General features: G+C 55.2%; 14 protein-coding genes and 1 tRNA gene. 11 read left to right on the top strand and 4 right to left on the bottom strand.

Annotation, left to right across the window (positions count from 1 at the left end):
- Nucleotides 1-350 precede the first annotated feature (350 nt).
- The 11 genes from VIR50_RS02275 to VIR50_RS02225 all read left to right on the top strand — a co-directional run bounded on the left by VIR50_RS02275 (nucleotide 351) and on the right by VIR50_RS02225 (nucleotide 13475).
- Entirely contained in the window at nucleotides 351-1946 is a 1596-nt protein-coding gene (locus tag VIR50_RS02275) for a beta-N-acetylhexosaminidase (protein WP_331933532.1), read from the top strand.
- Between the two features lie 514 nt (nucleotides 1947-2460).
- Nucleotides 2461-3462: an NAD-dependent epimerase/dehydratase family protein gene (locus tag VIR50_RS02270; RefSeq protein WP_331933531.1), complete on the top strand. Its 1002-nt coding sequence runs from the start codon at nucleotides 2461-2463 to the stop codon at nucleotides 3460-3462.
- On the top strand, nucleotides 3459-4415 hold the full coding sequence (locus tag VIR50_RS02265; RefSeq protein WP_331933530.1) for a phosphatase PAP2 family protein: 957 nt from the start codon (nucleotides 3459-3461) through the stop codon (nucleotides 4413-4415). Before VIR50_RS02270 ends, VIR50_RS02265 begins: the two co-directional genes overlap by 4 nt.
- 30 nt (nucleotides 4416-4445) lie before the next feature.
- Nucleotides 4446-5843, top strand: a complete 1398-nt coding sequence (gene miaB / locus VIR50_RS02260) for a tRNA (N6-isopentenyl adenosine(37)-C2)-methylthiotransferase MiaB (RefSeq protein WP_331933529.1) — start codon at nucleotides 4446-4448, stop codon at nucleotides 5841-5843.
- Between the two features lie 72 nt (nucleotides 5844-5915).
- The gene (locus VIR50_RS02255; RefSeq protein ID WP_331933528.1) at nucleotides 5916-7778 is read left to right on the top strand and encodes an ABC transporter ATP-binding protein; all 1863 of its coding nucleotides are present in this window, start codon (nucleotides 5916-5918) and stop codon (nucleotides 7776-7778) included.
- Nucleotides 7779-7981: 203 nt separating this feature from the next.
- On the top strand, nucleotides 7982-8905 hold the full coding sequence (locus VIR50_RS02250; RefSeq protein ID WP_331933527.1) for a lysophospholipid acyltransferase family protein: 924 nt from the start codon (nucleotides 7982-7984) through the stop codon (nucleotides 8903-8905).
- Nucleotides 8906-8925: 20 nt separating this feature from the next.
- Nucleotides 8926-9675 (top strand): lipopolysaccharide kinase InaA family protein, encoded by a 750-nt coding sequence (locus VIR50_RS02245; RefSeq protein ID WP_331933526.1) that lies wholly within the window; start codon nucleotides 8926-8928, stop codon nucleotides 9673-9675.
- Nucleotides 9676-9708: 33 nt separating this feature from the next.
- Complete coding sequence (locus VIR50_RS02240) at nucleotides 9709-10749, top strand: glycosyltransferase family 9 protein (protein ID WP_331933525.1); 1041 nt, start codon at nucleotides 9709-9711, stop codon at nucleotides 10747-10749.
- A gap of 113 nt (nucleotides 10750-10862) precedes the next feature.
- Nucleotides 10863-11936 carry a glycosyltransferase family 4 protein gene (locus VIR50_RS02235; protein WP_331933524.1) on the top strand — a complete coding sequence of 358 codons (1074 nt, stop codon included), beginning with the start codon at nucleotides 10863-10865 and terminating at the stop codon, nucleotides 11934-11936.
- Nucleotides 11937-12067: 131 nt separating this feature from the next.
- Nucleotides 12068-12511 carry a hypothetical protein gene (locus VIR50_RS02230; protein WP_331933523.1) on the top strand — a complete coding sequence of 148 codons (444 nt, stop codon included), beginning with the start codon at nucleotides 12068-12070 and terminating at the stop codon, nucleotides 12509-12511.
- Between the two features lie 115 nt (nucleotides 12512-12626).
- Nucleotides 12627-13475, top strand: a complete 849-nt coding sequence (locus tag VIR50_RS02225; RefSeq protein ID WP_331933522.1) for a LicD family protein — start codon at nucleotides 12627-12629, stop codon at nucleotides 13473-13475.
- A gap of 103 nt (nucleotides 13476-13578) precedes the next feature.
- On the opposite strand, the gene VIR50_RS02220 is transcribed toward VIR50_RS02225, so the two are convergent.
- The 4 genes from VIR50_RS02220 to VIR50_RS02205 all read right to left on the bottom strand — a co-directional run.
- On the bottom strand, nucleotides 13579-14373 hold the full coding sequence (locus tag VIR50_RS02220; RefSeq protein WP_331933521.1) for an ADP-ribosylglycohydrolase family protein: 795 nt from the start codon (nucleotides 14371-14373) through the stop codon (nucleotides 13579-13581).
- A gap of 46 nt (nucleotides 14374-14419) precedes the next feature.
- Nucleotides 14420-14491, bottom strand: a tRNA-Arg gene (locus tag VIR50_RS02215).
- Between the two features lie 485 nt (nucleotides 14492-14976).
- The gene (locus tag VIR50_RS02210; RefSeq protein ID WP_331933520.1) at nucleotides 14977-16749 is read right to left on the bottom strand and encodes a RagB/SusD family nutrient uptake outer membrane protein; all 1773 of its coding nucleotides are present in this window, start codon (nucleotides 16747-16749) and stop codon (nucleotides 14977-14979) included.
- Between the two features lie 33 nt (nucleotides 16750-16782).
- A partial coding sequence (locus tag VIR50_RS02205) for a SusC/RagA family TonB-linked outer membrane protein (RefSeq protein ID WP_331933519.1) occupies nucleotides 16783-19458 on the bottom strand: 2676 nt, incomplete at its 5' end.

Here is a 19458-nt window from a genome sequence, read left to right as displayed (position 1 = left end):
GGAAATGGTTGGCCCTTGGTGGTGAGGGGGGGCGGTGAAAGGGGGCTTTCGGGCCAGCGAAAAGGCTGCTTTTGTCGCCCTATCGCGGCCTTTTGGAGCGGCCAAAGGGCCGCGATGGGACGGGCGATTTTATCGTCGGACGGGTCGGACCAGTCGGACTAGTCAGACCGGTCCGATGTTATTGGATGACCCATCCGAGGTTGTTGGCAGGATGGCCGCCTGCCGCCATTTTCTTGGAAAAATATTTTTAAAACATTAGGCATTCCGAATAATTTAGCGTAATTTTGCCCTATGCGCTTGAAGGGCGTAGCTATTGACCGGCATATTCATTTATTCAACATAACCCAAACATGAGAAAAACTTTACTTTCCGTGGCGCTTGCCATGGCCTCATTTGGCCTTCAGGCAGCCGACGCCAATTATCAGGTAGTGCCGTTGCCCCAAAGTATCACGGCTAACAAGGGAGCCGCCTTCGTGCTCGATGGCGCTACAGCCATCAACGTGGTGGGCAATGACGCGGCCATGATGCGCAACGCGCAGTTCTTGAAGCAATACATAAAAGAAGTGACGGGCATAGAGCTGGCCGCCACGGGCAAGAAAACAATCACCTTGGCGCTCAATGCGAAGATTGCCAATGACGAGGGCTATGTCATCACAGTCAAGGCCAAGGGCGTCACCATCGAAGGTCGCACACCGGCAGGCGTGTTCTACGGCATACAGACCCTGCGCAAGTCGCTGCCCGTGGAGCAGCAGGCAAGCGTCAACCTGCCCGCCGCACGCATCGCCGACCAGCCCCGCTTTGGCTATCGCGGTGGCATGCTCGACTGCGGACGCCATTTCTTCAGCGTGGCTTTGGTGAAGGAATACATCGACATTTTGGCCATGCACAACCTCAACACCTTCCATTGGCACCTCACCGAGGACCAAGGATGGCGCGTGCAGATAGACCGTTACCCGCGATTGACCGAGGTGGGTTCGGTGCGCAAACAAACCGTCATTGGCCACAACTCGCCTGTGTATGACGGCGTGCCCTACGGTGGTTTCTACACCAAGGACCAACTGAAGGAAATCGTGAAGTACGCCGCCGACCGCTACATCACCATAATACCCGAGATAGACATGCCCGGCCACATGCTGGCAGCCCTCACTGCCTATCCCGAACTGGGCTGCACGGGCGGTCCATACGAGGTGGCACAGTCGTGGGGCGTGTTCGATGACATTCTCTGCGCAGGCAAATCGAAGACTTACGAGTTCGCTAAGAACGTGCTCGATGAGCTCCTCGAGATATTCCCCTCTAAGTTCATTCACCTCGGAGGCGACGAGGCGCCCCGCAAACGGTGGGAAGCCTGCCCCGACTGTCAGGCCGAAATAAAGCGCTTGGGCCTGAAAGGATCCAACGGATTCTCGGCCGAGGCCCAATTGCAGTGCCATTTCCTCAACGTCATCGCCAAGCACTTGGAGGCCAAGGGACGAAATGTGATAGGTTGGGATGAAGTTCTCGAGGGCGACATCGTTCCCGGCACAACCGTCATGAGCTGGCGCGGCGTGGCCGGCGGACAGCAAGCTGCCGAGCGAGGACTCGACGCCATCATGACGCCCACGGACTATTACTATCTCGACTACTATCAGAACAAGAGCACGGACATACGTCTTATCGGCGGATACCTGCCCGTTGACAAGGTCTACAGCTACAACCCCGTGCCCGACGACGCCTCGGAGGCGCTCAAGAAGCACGTTATCGGTGTGCAAGGTAACCTCTGGACGGAGTACATTCCTTACAAGCAGTTGGCCGAGTATCAGCTTCTGCCCCGCATGGCAGCCATCGCCGAGACCGGATGGACCGACAACAAGCTCAAAGATTTCAATTCTTTCAAGCAGCGCAACGTGAACCTCTACAAGCATTATAAGCTGCTCGATTGGGCCGCAAGCGACGATATGTTTCACTAAAAACAGACTTTGTTTGAAGTAAAAGTTTTAAGAAAAGGGCAGTAGGACTGCCCCTTTCTGCCTCAAAAGCTAAGGAATGGCGCCGATGAAAAGCGTCATTCCTTTTTTTGGTTGGTAGGAGGTTGAGGGCGGCGAAAGCCGCAGTTGGAGGTTAAGGGGTTGAGGGGATGAATAATTACTTTATTCTTTGAGGGGCCCATTGACCCTCAAGCAAGGTTTGACGGGTCAGGCTGGTCCGACCAGTCGGATTGGTCCGATGAGGGCTTCAAGGAGTTGAGGAGTTGGGAGGTTGGGAAGATGAATAGTTACTTTAATATTTTAAAAACAACTTTTCTGCATCCTATCATCCACAAAACAAACTATTCATCCCCTCAACTCCCCACCTCCTCAACTGCTCCATCGGCGCTCCCGGAGGGTCGCCGATGGAGCCTGCCCCCACTTTTTTTAATGTCTTTGTAGCAAATCCATGAAATAATCGCTAACTTTGCAAGCGTTATACGCGTATAAATAAATAATGAGTTTAAGTATATTAGTGACAGGCGCGAGTGGCTTCATCGGCAGTTTCGTGGTTGAGGAAGCCCTGCGCCGTGGCATGGAGGTGTGGGCCGGCGTGCGGAAAAGCAGTTCACGACGCTATCTGCAAGACCCTCGCATCCATTTCATAGAGCTTGACCTTGGGTCGGCTGACAAGCTCCGAGAGCAGCTTCGCGGCCGACAATTTGATTATGTGGTGCACGCGGCCGGTGCCACGAAGTGTCTTCATGCGGCCGATTTTTTCAAGACCAACACCGAGGGAACCAAGAATTTGGCCGACGCCATCCGTGCGTTGCAAATGCCCATCAGGCGTTTTGTCTTCATCAGCAGTCTCAGTGTGTTCGGCGCTATCAAGGAGCGGCAGCCTTATCAGGAGATAGATGAGAACGATTTGCCCCGTCCCAACACCGCCTATGGCCGTAGCAAGCTCGAGGCAGAGTACTATCTCGACTCCCTCGGCAGCGATTTCCCCTACATAGTGCTGCGTCCCACGGGCGTCTATGGCCCTCGTGAGACCGACTATTTCCTGATGGCGCAGAGTATGAAGCGCCATGTGGATTTCTCGGTGGGCTTCCGTCGGCAGGACATCACCTTCGTTTATGTGGAAGATGTGGTGCAAGCCGTGTTCTTGGCCTTCGACCATGGCATGAACGGACGCAAGTATTTCCTGAGCGATGGCAATATTTACGAGAGCAGCGACTTCAGCGATTACATCCATGAGGAGCTGGGCCGACCGTTCCGTATCAAGATAAAGGCACCCGTGTGGGTGCTGCGTATCGTCACGAAGGTGGGCGAGTATTGGGGCCACGTCACGGGTAGGATGACGGCGCTCAACGATGATAAGTACAACATTCTGCGCCAGCGCAACTGGCGTTGCAACATAGAGCCCACGATGGACGAGCTGGGGTATCATCCCCATTTCGACCTTCGACGGGGCACGGCGCTCACCATGCGCTGGTATAAGGAGAACCATTGGCTATGACAATCAAGGAACTGTTCAAGATAGAGGCCGCTCCACGCCGCGGACTGCTGCCGTTGGAGTGGGTCGTGCTGGGCTACATGGCCTTCACGTTGCTCATGGTGCTCTTCCTCTTCACCCGTCTCGACAATCCCGACTCCATGATTTGGGACCGTCTGAAGATAGGCGCGGTGACGTTGGCGCTGTGGGCCAGCTACCGGTTGTTGCCTTGTCGGATGGTCATGTTGTTCAGGGTGATGGCCCAGTTCGGGCTGCTGGCATGGTGGTACCCCGACACCTATGAGCTCAATCGGGTGCTGCCCAACCTCGACCACTACTTTGCCTTGGCCGACCAATGGCTCTTCGGCTGCCAGCCCGCCCTGCTCTTTGCCGAGCGCTTCCCCTCCCCCGTGGTGAGCGAGCTGATGGATATGGGCTACGCGGCCTACTATCCGCTCATCGTACTGACCGTTCTGTACTTCTTCTTTTGGCGCTATCAGGATTTCCAACGGGCCGCTTTCGTGGTCATCGGCTCCTTTTTCGCCTATTACGTAGTGTTCGATTTACTGCCCGTCGTGGGTCCCACCTTCTATTATAAGGCCGTGGGACTGAAGGAAATAGCCAACGGCGTGTTCCCCAATCTGCACGATTACTTCAATAACCATCAGGCTTGCCTGCCCAGTCCGGGCTACAAGGACGGCTTGTTCTATCACTTGGTGGAAGACGCCAAGGCCGCCGGCGAGCGCCCCACGGCCGCCTTCCCCAGCTCACACGTGGGCATTAGCACGGTTTGCATGCTGCTCATCGGCTGGTCGGGCAACCGCAAGTTGCTCCTCGCCATGGCGCCATTCTACGTCTTTCTGTGCTTGGCCACGGTTTACATTCAGGCCCATTACGCCGTCGACGCCATCGCCGGACTCATTACCGGGGCCATGGCTTTCTTCGGATTCATGGCCGTGGGCAAAATCAAAGCGTAAAATTATCCATCTCATTTTTTAAAAAGAAATATGAAAAAACTATATATCGAAACCTACGGTTGCCAGATGAACGTGGCCGACAGCGAAGTGGTCGCCTCGGTGATGCAGATGGCCGGCTACGAAATATGTGACAAGGAGGAGGACGCTGACGCCATTTTCCTCAATACATGTAGCATTCGTGAGAACGCCGAGAACAAGATTTACCACCGTTTGGAAACCCTCCATGCCCTGCAAAAGAAGCGTGACGCCGAGCAGCGAAAGGCCTTGGCGGAGGGCGATGGGCCGGCTCCGGCGGCGTCGGAAGCCTCGCATCCCTCACCCATATTGGGTGTGCTGGGTTGCATGGCCGAGCGAGTGAAGGACGACCTGATACAGAACCACCACGCCAACCTCGTGTGTGGACCCGACGCTTACTTGAATCTGCCCGAAATGATAGCCCAGTGCGAGCTGGGACATAACGCGCAAGACGTGGAGCTCTCGACCACCGAGACCTACCGGGACGTCATTCCCCAGCGTATCGGAGGCAACCGGGTGAGCGGTTTTGTCAGCATTATGCGTGGCTGCAACAACTTCTGCCACTACTGCATCGTGCCCTTCACCCGTGGTCGTGAGCGCAGTCGTGACGTGGAAAGCATACTCAAGGAGGTGCACGACCTGCGCGACAAAGGCTTCAAGGAGGTAACCCTCTTGGGGCAGAACGTCAACTCCTACGGTCTGCTTCCTAACGGCAAGCGCCCCGACGACGGCATTTCCTTCGCCCAACTGCTGCGTGAGGTGGCCCGCAGCGTGCCCCAAATGCGGGTGCGTTTCACCACGTCCAATCCCGAGGACATGACCGAGGACATCCTCCATGTCATCGCCGAGGAGCCCAATCTCTGCAATCACATCCACTTCCCGGCCCAGAGTGGCAGCAATTCCACGCTGAAACTCATGAACCGAAAGTACACCCGTGAGGACTACCTGAGCAAGGTTGAGGCCATCCGTCGCATCATTCCGGGCTGCGGCCTCACCACCGACGTCTTCGTGGGATACCACAACGAGAGCGAGGAAGATTACCGGCAGACGCTCTCCTTGGTGGAAGAAGTGGGCTTCGACTCCGCTTTCATGTTCAAATACTCCGAGCGTCCGGGCACCTACGCCGCCAAACACCTGCCCGACAACGTGCCCGAGGAGGTGAAGGTAGACCGACTCAACAAGCTCATCCGCCTGCAGACCGACATCAGCGCTCGGCAAAACAAGAAGGATGAGGGCAAGGAGTTCACGATACTTATCGAGCGATTTGCCAAGCGCGACCGCAATCATCTGATGGGACGGACCGAGCAGAACAAGGCCGTCATCATAGAGAAAGGCAATCATCACATCGGTGAGTTCGTGAAAGTGCGTATCACCGGTTCTACCAGCGCCACGCTCTTTGGCGAAGAAATTTAAGCTATCACCCCATGGCAGCGGCCGTCACGATGAGTCACGGCGGCGCCATGGCCCCACTAAAAAAGCCATTTTATGAAAGAATTCCTACAGGTGCTGCGCCGTTTTGTTCCACCCTACAAGCGTTATTTGGCGTGGAGCGTGTTCTTCAATGTCCTCTCGGCCATCCTCAACGTGTTCTCTTTTGCCACGCTGATACCCATGTTGAGCATTCTGTTCAAGACCGACGGCGGGGCCAAAGCCACGGCGCTCATGCCCGTGACGATGGGAAATCTCAAGGAATCGCTGATGAACAACATGGACTATTACGTCAGTCAGCTCATCAGCACGTGGGGAGCTACCACCACACTGCTTATCATCGGCCTTGTCTTGGCGTTCATGACGCTGCTCAAGACGGGCGCCTACTTCCTCTCCTCGGCCACTATCATCCCCATAAGGACCGGCGTCGTGCGCGACATTCGCAATCAGTTATATCGGAAAATCAACGCTTTGCCGCTCGGTTTCTTCAGCGAGGAGCGCAAGGGCGACATCATTGCCCGCATGAGCGGCGACGTTCAGGAGATAGAAAGTTCCATCATGTCGAGTCTCGACATGCTTTTCAAGAATCCCATCCTTATTCTTATTTATTTCTCGGCCTTGCTGTTCCTGTCGTGGGAGCTGACGCTGTTCACCATTGTTTTCGTGCCCTTGTTCGGTTGGTTCATGGGTTTGGTGGGCCGAAAGCTCAAGGCCAAGAGCATGAAGGCCCAAGCCTTGTGGAGCGACACGATGAGTCAGGTGGAGGAAACGCTCGGCGGCCTACGTATCATCAAGGCATTTTGCGCCGAGGAAAAGATGAACCGGCGCTTCGACAAGGTAAATTCGGCCTATCGAAGCGACATCATGAAGGTGAACATTCGCCAACAGATGGCCCATCCCATGAGCGAGTTCTTGGGCACGGTGATGATCGTCGTGGTGCTGTGGTTCGGCGGAATCCTCGTGCTTAACAATAAAACCATCGACGGACCGTCGTTTATTTACTACATGACGCTGCTTTACAGCATTATCAATCCGCTGAAAGAATTTTCCAAGGCAGGCTATAACATTCCCAAGGGACTGGCCTCGATGGAGCGCGTCGATAAGATATTGAAAGCCGAAATCGACCTTCAGGAGCCCCAATCGCCCATACATATCACGTCGTTTGAGCACCAGATAGAGTTTCGTAACGTCAGTTTCGCCTATCGCGCCGCCGATGGCCATGCCCCCAATGGCGCCGACCAACTGCTTTATGTGCTGCGCAATATCAACCTTACGATACCCAAGGGCAAGACCATAGCCTTGGTGGGACAGAGCGGCTCGGGCAAGAGCACCCTCGTGGACCTCATCCCTCGCTACTACGACGTGCAGGAAGGAGAGGTGCTCATCGATGGAATCAACGTGCGCGACCTCGGCATTCACGACCTGCGACAGCTCATTGGCAACGTCAATCAGGAGGCTATTCTCTTCAACGACTCGTTCCGCAACAACATCGCTTTCGGCGTAGATGGCGCCACCGACGAGCAAATCATCGAGGCATCGCGCATTGCCAACGCCTACGACTTCATCATGTCGTCCGAGAATGGCTTTGATACCAACATCGGCGACCGTGGCGGTCGTCTCTCCGGAGGCCAGCGCCAGCGTGTCAGCATAGCCCGGGCCATCCTGAAAAACCCGCCCATCCTCATCCTCGACGAGGCCACCTCGGCCCTCGACACCGAGAGTGAACGCCTCGTGCAGGACGCTTTGGAGCGGTTGATGAAGACCCGCACCACGGTGGCCATTGCCCATCGGCTCTCTACTATCAAGAATGCCGACGAGATATGCGTGCTCCATGAGGGCCGCATCGTGGAGCGGGGAACCCACGAAAGCCTGCTGGCCAAGGACGGATATTACCGCAAGTTGCACGACATGCAGGCATAGCGGGCCGGCGGTTTGCCCTTAATGGGCAAGCAATTGCCCATTAAGGGCAGGGGCATTAAGCCCCTCGGACCGGTCGAACTAGTCAGACCGGTCTGACTAGTCCGACGCTTTTGGCGGCTCGCAAGCCGCCTTTCACCCTCTAAAGTAACCATTCATCCTCCCAACCCCTCACCCTCCAACCGGCGGCTTTGCCGCCCCCCATCATGAGCAAAGTCATTTATTATCTCTTCTATGGCCTATCGCTGTTGCCCCTCCGCGTGCTTTACGCGGTGGCCGACTTCGAGTATCTGCTCATTTACCATGTCTTCAGATACCGCCGAGGGGTGGTGAGGCGCAATCTCACCGGCTCGTTTCCCGAGAAAAGCATGGAGGAGATACGCCATATAGAGCGAGGCTTCTACCATTGGTTTGCCGACTATTTCTTCGAGGCCGTCAAACTGTTATCCATCAGCGATGAGGAATTGCGCCGCCGCTTCCGTATCATCGGTTCGGACGAAGTGGAGCAATGTTTCCGTGAGGGGCAGGACGTGGCGGCCATCCTCGGCCACTATTGTAATTGGGAATGGCTGTCGTGCGTGGGTATCGACCTGCCCCCTGAGCGCATGACGGGCCTCATTTACCACCCGCTTCGCAACAAGAGCTTCGATAATTTGTTCAGGGCCATCCGCTCCCACGAGGCCAACGCCGTGCCCATTCCCAAGAAAGACATCCTCCGTTACCTTGTGGATTACAAGCGGCGGGGGCTCATGTCCATCTTCGGTTACATCAGTGACCAAGCCCCCAAGTGGGAGAATATTCACCTATGGCTGCCCTTCCTCAACCACGAGGCCACGCCCGTGTTCACCGGTTCGGAGCGTATCATGCGCAAGATGAACGACGCCGTGTTCTACGTGGAGATGAGTCGGCCCCGCCGCGGCTACTACACGGCCACCTACAAGCTCATCACCCGCCGTCCCAACGACATGCCCCCGCATGCCATCATCGCCCGTTTCTTTGAGATGTTGGAGCAAACCATAAGGCGGGAGCCCCGCTACTACCTCTGGACCCACAACCGGTGGAAGCGCACCAAGGAAGAGTTCGATCGCCGATTTGAGGTAATCGACGGGAAAGTAAGAAAGAAATCATAACATAACAACACGATAAAAAAATGGAAATTAACAAGAAATACGAACACCTGCGCGACTGGATAGCCACGCTTCCGAAGCGCTTCGAGAGCGAGGGAGAGCATGTCTACGGCGGCCAGCGCAACTGGATAAAGAAGTTCACGGCCCCCGATGGCACCGTGCTCAACGTGAAACGCTATCACCGTCCGCGGTTCATCAACCTCCTTGTTTACTCCTTCGGCCTGCGCAAACCCAAGGGACAGCGGGCTTGGGAGTACCCCGCCGAGATCTATAAGCGAGGCTTTGACACGCCCGAGCCCGTGGCTTACATGGAGCAACGCCAAGGAATGTTGCTGGGTTACAGCTATTTCGTGAGCCTGCAGTGCCCCTATCGTCACGACATGTACGAGTTTGGCAACGCCCGTAAAGGCACTTACGAGGACTTTTGCAGCGCTTTCGGCCGCTACACCGCCCGCCTTCACAACGCCGGCATACTCCATCGCGACTACTCACCCGGCAATATCTTGTGGGACAAGGACGAGAACGGCAACTTCGTTTTCTCACTCGTCGACATCAACCGCCTACAAATAGGTCCCGTAAGCAAGAAGCAGGGCTGCGCCAACTTCGCACGCCTATGGGGTTCGATGCGCTTTTTCATGCTCACGGCCCGCAGTTATGCCACCGCCCGAGGCTATGACATCAACGAGACCGAGCGCCTTATCACCGCCGCACGCAAGAAGTTTTGGACCAAATATTTAAAGAAACACACGGTAGATTACCGTGTGGAATTGTAAATTTTTCAGCCCCTGACCCATTCTCCACGGCCTATGAAGATACTCGTTATCCGCTTTCGACAGATGGGCGACGCCATTTTGGGCACCTCACTGCTCAACACCCTGCGCGACAGTTTTCCCGACGCGCAGATAGACTTCGTGCTCAATGAGCGGCTGGCACGTCTCTTCGAGGGCCATCCTTCCCTATCGCACGTCATCACCTTTACCGACGACGAGCGCCATCATGTGCTGACTTACCTGCGCAAGGTGCGCCGCGTAGTGACCCAGACCCACTACGACGCGATTATCGACCTGCGCTCCACGGTCAACACCATGCCCTTCGCGCTCTTCTCACGGCGCACCAAGTACCGCATAGGACTGGCCAAACCCTACAGCCGACTGGCCTATAACTACGTTCAACCCGAGTGTAGGGCCGACGAGAGCATGATAGACCACAACCTCGCCATGCTTCGTCCGCTCCGTCAGGAGGGCACCCTGAAGCCCAACAAGCAGTTCACCCTCAGCCTTACCGAGGACGAGCGGGCCGACTACCGGCGCTATCTCACGTCGAAAGGGCTCGATCTCCGGCGCCCCATCCTGCTGGTCGGCGTCACCGCCAAGCTGCCTCACAAGACTTGGGACGAAGAACGCATGACGTGGACGTTGCGCCAATTCATGGTGGAATGGCCCGAGGTACAAGTAATTTTCAACTATGCGCCCGGTCGAGAGAAGGAAAACGCCCTGCGCATTTACGAGCGCTTGGGCCGTCCGTCTGATGTTTTCATCGACGTGGAAGCCCGCAGCCAACGCGAGCTTGTGGCGCTGGCCGACGCCTGCACGCTGTATTTCGGCAATGAGGGTGGCGCCCGCCACGTGGCACATGCCTGCGGCCGACCATCGTTCGTGGTGTGTGCGCCGGGCAGCAGCAAGACCAAGTGGCTGCCACAGAACGCCACCCCCGCCGAGGGAGTGGCCCCCACCGACTTGGCCGACGTAACGGCCATGCCCCGTGAGCAGCAGTACCGGCTCATCACCGCCGAGGAGGTGTGGGCCCGATTCAGGGAAATGTGCGTAAGGCTGAAGCTGTTTGGCTAAACCATACATGGCCTTCGGCCGGCCCATAAAGGCCTTTTCACCGACCGAGAGCAGCCCTATGACAAGGCAAAAGGCCCTCGGCGACAACCCCTAAAATTTTAAACAATAACATAATGAAAACTGTATTAATCGATTTTTCAAGCCTTGACGCTTTCTGCGGGTTCGGCGAAATAGCCCGTCAATACCTGCGTTGCCTCGCCAAGAGCGACGTGGACGACATGCGGTTTGTCCTCATGGTGCCCGAGAAGCACAAGGGTGAATACGGTGATAGGTTTCTCTATATCTCGGCGGAGCATGCCGCCAAGGAACTGCGTGCCCTACCTTGCCACATCGACCTATGGCATGCCACGGACCAGCAGTTTAAGTATCGTCGGCGGAGTAAGGGCACCACGCAGCTCCTTACCGTGCATGACCTTAACTATTTCACGGAAAAGAAAGGCATTCACCTCCTGAAATACTGTATTCGTGTGCCGTGGCGTATCCGTCGGTCCGACTATATCACGGTCATATCCCACTACGTTGCCCAAGACGTGGCGGCCCATTACGACGTCAGCCAAAAGCACATGGAGGTTATCTATAACGGCATTGCCGATGTTGACAGTTCGGACCGGGCCGGTCGCCGTCCCGCTTTCGTGAAGGATGACGACGAGCGTTTCCTCTTTACCATTGGTCAGATACGTGAGAAGAAGAACTTTCACACGCTGGTGAGGATGATGGCCCACCTGCCCGAATACAAGCTCTACATCGCCGGCGACGACCATTTCAAGTATGCCGGGCAGCTCCGTCAGCTCATCAAGGAGCAGGGCGAGGGCCGTGTGAGCCTTGTGGGAAAGATTACGGACGCCGAGAAAAACTGGCTCTACGGCCACTGTGCCGCCTTTGTTTTCCCCAGCAGGCTTGAGGGATTCGGCATTCCCGTGCTCGAAGCCATGCGCTTCAAGGCCAAGGTTTTCTCGTCGCGCTTCAGCAGTTTGCCCGAAGTTTGCGACCGCTACGCCACCTATTGGGACAGCTACGAGCCGCAGGCCATGGCCCGAGTGGTAAGCGAGGGCATTGCGGCGTGGGACAAGAACGGCGCCTTTGCCGAGGAAGCACGCCGCTACTCGTTAGGGTTTAACTACGAACGCTACACCCGTGAATACATAGCCCTTTATAGGCGAATTCTTGAGGAGATGGATTCCAAATAGCCGAAAAAATCATTGAAAACTGCATTTTTCTGAAAAAAAAGTGATGAGGGAGTAGGGGATTTGCTTGAGAAATACTTTATATGTATAACAAGTCCGTACATTTATAGTATTAATTAAAAAGAATAATAGTTATGAAATCAAGTAGATTATCAATATTTCGCACACTTATCCTCCTCTTTGTCTCGGCATTCAGTTTCGCCATGGCGATGACTTCATGCAGCAAAGACAATAATGGAGTAGACAATATACCCGCCGCAGCCGTCGTTGAAGACGCCGAAGGCAAATATTTCGTCACCTTTTATCCGGAAGGAAGGACCAAGGAGGCTGTTAAATTCACGATAGGCAAGGAGCTCAACGCGAAGGAGATAGACCTCAGTCAGCCCGGAAACTGGATAGTATCGACCAAGGGATTTGGTGGTACCGGTGACAAACTTCCTCTCAGAAAAGGCAGCAAACTCTTTATTAATGTGCAGGCCAATGGCATGATCGAGATAAGATACGACATGATGCAGGCCGACATCAACAACTCAAGACACCTTAAGGGCACTTATTTAGGTAAGCTCGAGAAAAGGTAAACAGCGCCGGCCATCGTGCCGGTGCTCATTTTTAAATGCGTGACAAAACGACTGTATAATGTTCAGAATAAGTTTTTCGTTTCGCCCATTTAGGTTTTAAATGAATTTAAAGGGTATGACATATCATTCAAACGCGAGAATATCCAAGGACGAGACCTGCGAAATGCAGCGCTGTCTTTTGGATATTCTCGTCGCCATTCATAAAGTTTGTGAGGCCCACGGGCTTCGTTATTATCTTTTGGCCGGCACCATGTTGGGCGCCGTAAGGCATAAGGGCTTCGTTCCATGGGATGATGACGCCGACGTGGCGTTGCCCCGTGAGGACTACGACCGGCTCATAGCGCATGCCAATGAGTGGCTCCCCGACCATTTGGAGCTGGTGAGCGGCGTGCAAAATCCTAATTATCCCTATGCCTTCGCACGTATTCAGAACAAGAATACCACGTATATCCTGCGGCGGTGTTTCGACTTCGTGGGTGGACTTCCGGTCGACGTGTTTCCCTTGGACGGCATGACGCATAACCCCATTGCCCGCAATGTTCACTATAAACGTTACAAGCTGTTGGTTCGCCTGATGTATTTCGCGCAGCGTGACCCTTATAAGCATGGCCGTGGTGTGGACTGTTGCTTTATCAAGTTGTGTCGTAAGCTGTTCTCGCAGCGGTGGCTCCATCGGCGGATTGACGCCCTGCAGCGCCAATATTCCATAGAGAAGACGGGGTTGGTGGCCGACCACGACAACAAGCCTTGCCGAGGCATTCTGCCCCGTGAGGTCTATGGCAGTCCTACGCCCGTGGCCTTTGAGGGTCACATGCTCATGGGAGTGGAGCAGCCCGGTCGCTATCTGACTTACTGCTATGGCGACTATATGACGCCGCCGGCGAATATTCCGCCGCAAAACTTCCGCTTCTTGGACCTGAAAAAGCCTTATAGGGACTATCTGAGGGAACAGAATAAGGGATGAGAAAAAGACTGATTAAGAAAATAACAGAAGGTCGGACGCAGCGTTGTGTCCGACCTTCTGTCGTTATACATGTGGCCGTAGCCGTGATGTGGCCGGCCCTTTGCTATTCGCCGATGGTGAGGCCTATGTGCTCATAGAACCGCTCCACGACGTCGAGCATGTCGCTCGGGAGGTATTCAAAGGCGCGGGTGATGAGCTGCTCGGGTATCTCGTAGTAGGCCTCGGCTATGCTTCCGCAGATGGCGGCCTTGGTATCGGTGTCTCCTCCTGCGGCTACGGCTATGCGGATGGCGTCCTCGAAGTTTTGGCTTTCCATGAAACAACTGATGGCGTAGGGCACTGTTTCTTGGCAGGTGCCGTCAAAATGTTCCTCGCTGCCTATCTTGTAGATGTCGCGGAGGGAGGGAATGGTGTAGTGGAAATTGCGTCGGAGGGCGCCGGGAATCTCCTCCTTGGTGATGCGACAGGTACGTAACCAGTAAATAAGGGTGGCCACGCACTGGGCGCCTTTTATGCCTTCGGGGTGGTTGTGGCTGACGATGGCCGACAGCCGTGCCTCTTCCATCACGTCATGATAGTCGTCGAAGAGCCATCCCACGGGGCTCACGCGCATGGCCGAGCCGTTGCCGCAACTGTCGGTGGGCTGTGGGTCGTCGCTCTCCACCCAGCGCAGGAAGCGCTCACCGTAGCCTCCCATGGGGTTGGGGTAGCGCCGGCACCATTCGTGAAGCGACTCCTTGTAGGGCCGATGGCTCATGATGGCGTCGGCAATGGCGATGGTACAGATGGTATCATCGGTGTAACCGCAGTCTGAGGTGAATAAAGTGAATTTGTTGTTGGTTTGTTTTGCAAACTCAAAACGTGAGCCAACGATGTCGCCTATAATCGCTCCTATCATGGTGTTTAAGGTATAAAATAAGGGTTGATGTTGCGAAGAAAAAGAGTAGTTCCACCGAGAATCGAACTCGGATCAAAGGTTTAGGAAACCTCCGTTCTATCCATTAAACTATGGAACCATCAGGCCAAGGCTGTTGCTGACCAACGGCAAAGGTAAAATAAAAAGCGAAGATTTCAAAATAAAAGCTCCCTTTTTTTCATTAACAAGGCTGTCGGACTAGTCGGACCAGTCAGACTGGTCTGACCGGTCCGACCTTTTGGGGAAATGAAAGGAGTGCTTCGGGGGAATAAAAGCTGCCCTTTCAAGGGGCCAAAGAATAGCTTTGGTTTCTTGAAAGGGCAGCTTTTGAGTTGAGGGGGTGGGGAGTAGGGAGGAGGAGGGGTTAGTTTTGAGGGGGTGTGGGCGGCAGAGCCGCCAAAAAAGTCGGACGGGTCCGACCGGTCTGACTGGTCCAACTGGTCAGAGGGCTGTCGCCTCACCGGCGGCTTTACCGCCTGCTACCCTTTTAAGGCTAACCCCTCCTCTTCCCAACTCCTCAACCTTACAACTTCTTCCGCCTACCCCGCCATTCTACAATGGCGGGTAGGGCGGAAGAACACCTCCTTACTTCTCTACCCAACCGGCGTTTTGCTCCACGCTGTGGAAGCGCACCTCGTCCCAAGGAAGGGGATAGTAGTACTGATAATCGCGGAAAGCACGCTCGCCCTTTTGGTTGGCCAAGGGCTCGGTGGTGTAGGTTTTGCTACCGTCTTTTTGGTAAACTATCTTCATGAGGCGCAGCGGGTTGGTCGTGCCGTTGAGGTTCTTGACGGCCGTGCCGAGTCGAAGCTCATCCCAGAAGGTGGTCTCCTCGAAGGCCATCTCTACCCGACGCTCACGCAGGATGTCGGCGAGCGTAATGTCGGCGAGGGGCTGCATGTGAACACGTTGGCGCACTTGGTTGACCTTTTCCAAGGCCGTGCGGGTGTCGCCGGTGCGGAATGCGGCCTCGGCATGGTCGAGGAGCAGCTCGGCATAGCGCCAAATGGGGTAGTTCTGATTGCTTCCCTCGTTGTCGTTATAGGGATAACGGATCTTCGGGTCGAGGAACTTGCGCATGTAGTAGCCCGTGCGACTGAAGCCGTTGTTGCGTCCTGTGCCATACTTGGTGAGGCCGTCCTCGGCCACCTCCTTGCCTTTGGCGTCGATGGTGTAGTGGAGATTCATGGGCTTTTCGCGGAAAGTGGTGCCGTCGAAGAGCACGTTGGCGTAGAAACGATAGTCGCGGTTGAGATAGGGTTGTTGGCTGTCGAGCACCTTACCGTCGCGCATGCCGTACTCGTCGACGTGGTTCTGCGTGGGGCAGTAGGCACATTGCGTACCCGTGAGGACGGGCGGCATGGCCATTTGGTCGAGCGAGTGGGCACCTTCGCTCTTGAGTTTGGACTCGCCGTGCTGGTATTCCAAAATGCTCTCGTCGTTGTTGTGTTGCAGGAAAAGGTCGTGATAGCTCTGCGCTATGGCCTCCTCGGTGCTTCCGCTGACGGGCATGAGCTTGTAAACGTTGAGGGCTTCGATGGCCTTATAGGCTTCGGCGGCCTTCTGCATGTACTCCTTGCTCTTGTCGGAGCTGAAGCCGTTGTAGGCCTTGGCTTGGTTCTGATACTGCGGACTGCCCACCCAGAAATAGGCTTTGGCCTTGAGCATGAGGGCGGCGCCCTTGGTCACGCGGCCGATGTTGCGGTTGTCCTGCTTCAGGGGGAGCGCCTCGGCGGCCAAGTCGGCCTCTTTGGCGATGAAATCCACCATCTCCTCGTAGTCGGCACGGGGGAAACGCTCGTCGCTATGGAGTGGGTCGTAGTTGTGATCGATGAGCATTACGCCGCCGAAGCGCTGCAATAGCAGGTAGTAATAGTAGCCCCGGAAGAAGTGGGCCTCGCCAAGAATGCGCTGCTTGTAGGTCTCCGGCATTTTGGAGGCGTGCTCCAAGAGTCGGTTGACGCTCTGTATCTGCGTGTAGTAGGCCTTCCATCGGTTGCTGGCATATAAACTTATGGTGCTTTCCTTGGAGGCCATTTCCTCGCCAACGCCCGAGTTTACCCAGTTGGAAACGCCGTAGGTAGTTTGGTCGGAGTAGAAAGCGGGCGTGATGTAGGACATGTATTTCATGTTGAGAAACGAGGAGGTGGACATCATCGCTGCCCATCCGTTGCTCATGTTGCTATACCACGGCATGGTATATTCGTCGAGCAGGTTCTCGGTAGACCATATACTCTCGTCGGTGAGCTTGTCTTGCGGGGCGTCATCGAAGAGGCTGTCGCAAGCGGAGAGACACAACGTGGCGGCCAAGGCGAGGCAACCGCCCGACACATATCTTAGGAATATTGACTTTTTCATTGTGTAATATCTTTTTAGAAAAGGGTGGAACGATTAGAAACCGATGTTCACATTGAAACCGTAAGAGCGCTGGATGGGGTATCCCATGTGAGACTCGGGGTCCATGTGCTTGAGCTTGCTCCACGTGTGGAGGTTGCTTGCGGTGAACGATACCTGCACGGTGCTGACGAGCAAGTGCTTGAGCCATGCCTGCGGCAGGCGGTAACCGATGTTGATGTAGCGCCAGCGCATGAAGCTGTTGTCGCGCAGCCAGAAGGTAGACTTCTGTCGGTTGTTGTCGCTGGAGGGCGTAATCTTGATGCGCGGATAGTCGGCATTGGGATTCTCGGGCGTCCATGTGTCGGTAAGGTGGTAGTCTTGGAAGCGCTGGAGCGTACCGTTCTCCAAGCTGTAGCTGTCGCTTATGTACTGCTTATAGCCTGCCACGCCTTGGAACATGGTGTTGAAGAAGAAGCCTTTCCACTCGGCTCCGAGCTTCAAACCGTAGTTGAAGTCGGGGTAGGACGACGCTTTGACGTGGATAAGGTCCTTGTCGTCGAGCACTTTATCGTCGTTCTGATCCTTGTATTTTATATCTCCGGGCTTCACGCCGTAGTTCTTTCCTTGGTAAGAACCGGTTTGGTCGAGCGGGTAATTGTCGATTTCGTCCTGCGTTTGGAACAGTCCGTCGGCCTCATACATGAACACTTCGCCCGAGGAAAGCCCCTTCATGCGGAGGTTTTCGAGCTGGTTGGTCTCGTCGCCGTAGTCAACTATCCTGTCACGACCCATCGAAAGGGTGAAGTCGGCGTTGTATCTGAAGTCGCGGCCGATGGTGTTTCGGTGGGTAACGGTGAGGTCGTAGCCCCATGCCTTGATTTTTCCGTAGTTCATGTTGGGCACCGTTGCCACGCCCGTGGAGTAAGGATAAAGGTATCCGGGTGCGGCCTCGATGAGGTTGGTGCGGTATCGCCAGTAGTATTCAAAGGTCAATCCGAAGCGGTTATCCCAGAAACCGAGGTCTAAACCGAGGTTGTAGTCGCGGCTCTTTTCCCATTCCAATTCGGGATTAGGATAAGGACCGTTGGCCTGAACCGAGGGAAGATAAATGCCGCCCACCGTATAGCCGCTGCCCGGGGCGTAGATGTAGGTGAGCAGGTAGCTGTAGTCGCTGATACCGCCGTCGCGTCCGAGCAGACCCGTGGAGGCTCTCATCTTGACATTGCTCACCACGTTTTGGCGCCAATTCTTGAAAAACGACTCGTTGCTCAGTATCCATGAGGCCGAGAAAGAGGGGAAGAAAGCCCACCGATGGTCGGGATGGAACTTCACACTGCCGTCGACACGGAAATTGAATTCGGCGAAGTAACGGTTGGCAAAGCCATAGGTGGCACGTCCGACGAAGGACTCGCGCTGAATCTTATGCTTGTTTCCATGGGCGTCGGCCTGCGTGGCGTTGCCGAAAATCTCGGGATATACGCCCGGCAGATTGGAGTTGGTGGCGTACAAGGTACGGTGGCTGTACTCCTGATAGTTGCCCACGAACATGGCCGTTACGTGGTGCTGGCCGAACGATTGGTTGTAGTTAATGCCCAATTCATAGAGGTTGTTATCCATGTATTGGTCCTGATTATACATCGAAATCTTGGCGTTGGGGTAGATGGAGTTCTTCTCCACCATGATTTGTTGCGTCTTCTTGTCGTATTTATACAAGGCCACGGGCTTGCTGAAACGGTCCTGATAGGAGCCATTGTTGTCGGATGTGAACTTCGCATATACGCTCAGACCCTTTATCCAAGGCAATTCCCAGTTCAATCGGGCCGAAAGCGTGTGCATGTTTATGGTATTCTCGACGTAACCGCCCCGTCCGTAGATGGAGATAAGTGGGTTTCCGCCGTTCACGCTGGCCAGTTCGCCATTGCTGAGGATGAGCGGCTGGGTGGGATCGTACTGATATGCCTGCTCAATGGTGGAGTAGTTGGTGTTCTTGTTGCGTGAACGGACGCCCGTGAAGTCGAGGCTCATCGTCAGACCCTTGGCCAGTGTGGCGTCGAGTTTGGCGCTGTAGTTGAGTCGGCGTGTGCCCGTGCCGCTGTAAAGACCCGTGTTGTTGCTGTAAGCGCCCGACACATAGTAGCGTATAAACTCGTTTCCACCCGACAGACTGAGGTTGTGCATGGTGCTGGAGCCGTGCTTCTTCAGGTAATCGAGCATGTTGGAGTTGGCCAATTGGTCAGGGTTGCTCTGGGTGCGAAGCATTTCCAGCTCCTCGTCGGTGAAAGGCTCGTAGCGGCTCACGCCCTCGATGGCCTTGTTGTAGAGCTTGGCATACTCGTAGCTGTTGAGGAAGTTGGGCAACCGGGTGGCCTCGGTGATGTTGTATTGGCCCCGGTAGTTGATTCTCACCCGACCCTCGCCTTTGCTTCGCTTGGTGGTGATGAGGATGACACCGTTGGCCGCACGCACGCCGTAGACTGACGCCGCGGCCGCGTCTTTGAGCACCGAAATGCTCTCGATGTCGTCGGGGTTGAGGTCGGAAAGGCGCTGCTCACCCTCCGAGGTGTTGTCGGAGAAGCGTGGCACGCCGTCGATGACGAGCAGGGGAGCGGCCGTTGCTCCGGTCACGGCACGTATGTTGAGCGTCGCCTCGCGTGGAGAGCCGGGGTCACCCGTCATGGTCATGACCGACAAACCGGCCACCTGACCGGCCAAGGCTTGGTCGACGGTGGT

This window comes from Prevotella sp. (assembly GCF_036570325.1).
Lineage (GTDB): Bacteria > Bacteroidota > Bacteroidia > Bacteroidales > Bacteroidaceae > Prevotella.
This window is presented reverse-complemented; position numbering and strand designations above follow the sequence as displayed.

Bases quoted from the DNA above. Each gene is read 5' to 3' on its own strand.
- VIR50_RS02250 (WP_331933527.1), top strand. From the start codon at position 7,982: ATGAGCAAAGTCATTTATTATCTCTTCTATGGCCTATCGCTGTTGCCC.
- VIR50_RS02240 (WP_331933525.1), top strand. From the start codon at position 9,709: ATGAAGATACTCGTTATCCGCTTTCGACAGATGGGCGACGCCATTTTG.
- VIR50_RS02235 (WP_331933524.1), top strand. From the start codon at position 10,863: ATGAAAACTGTATTAATCGATTTTTCAAGCCTTGACGCTTTCTGCGGG.
- VIR50_RS02245 (WP_331933526.1), top strand. From the start codon at position 8,926: ATGGAAATTAACAAGAAATACGAACACCTGCGCGACTGGATAGCCACG.
- miaB (WP_331933529.1), top strand. From the start codon at position 4,446: ATGAAAAAACTATATATCGAAACCTACGGTTGCCAGATGAACGTGGCC.
- VIR50_RS02210 (WP_331933520.1), bottom strand. From the start codon at position 16,749: ATGAAAAAGTCAATATTCCTAAGATATGTGTCGGGCGGTTGCCTCGCC.
- VIR50_RS02270 (WP_331933531.1), top strand. From the start codon at position 2,461: ATGAGTTTAAGTATATTAGTGACAGGCGCGAGTGGCTTCATCGGCAGT.
- VIR50_RS02230 (WP_331933523.1), top strand. From the start codon at position 12,068: ATGAAATCAAGTAGATTATCAATATTTCGCACACTTATCCTCCTCTTT.
- VIR50_RS02225 (WP_331933522.1), top strand. From the start codon at position 12,627: ATGACATATCATTCAAACGCGAGAATATCCAAGGACGAGACCTGCGAA.
- VIR50_RS02275 (WP_331933532.1), top strand. From the start codon at position 351: ATGAGAAAAACTTTACTTTCCGTGGCGCTTGCCATGGCCTCATTTGGC.
- VIR50_RS02220 (WP_331933521.1), bottom strand. From the start codon at position 14,373: ATGATAGGAGCGATTATAGGCGACATCGTTGGCTCACGTTTTGAGTTT.
- VIR50_RS02255 (WP_331933528.1), top strand. From the start codon at position 5,916: ATGAAAGAATTCCTACAGGTGCTGCGCCGTTTTGTTCCACCCTACAAG.
- VIR50_RS02265 (WP_331933530.1), top strand. From the start codon at position 3,459: ATGACAATCAAGGAACTGTTCAAGATAGAGGCCGCTCCACGCCGCGGA.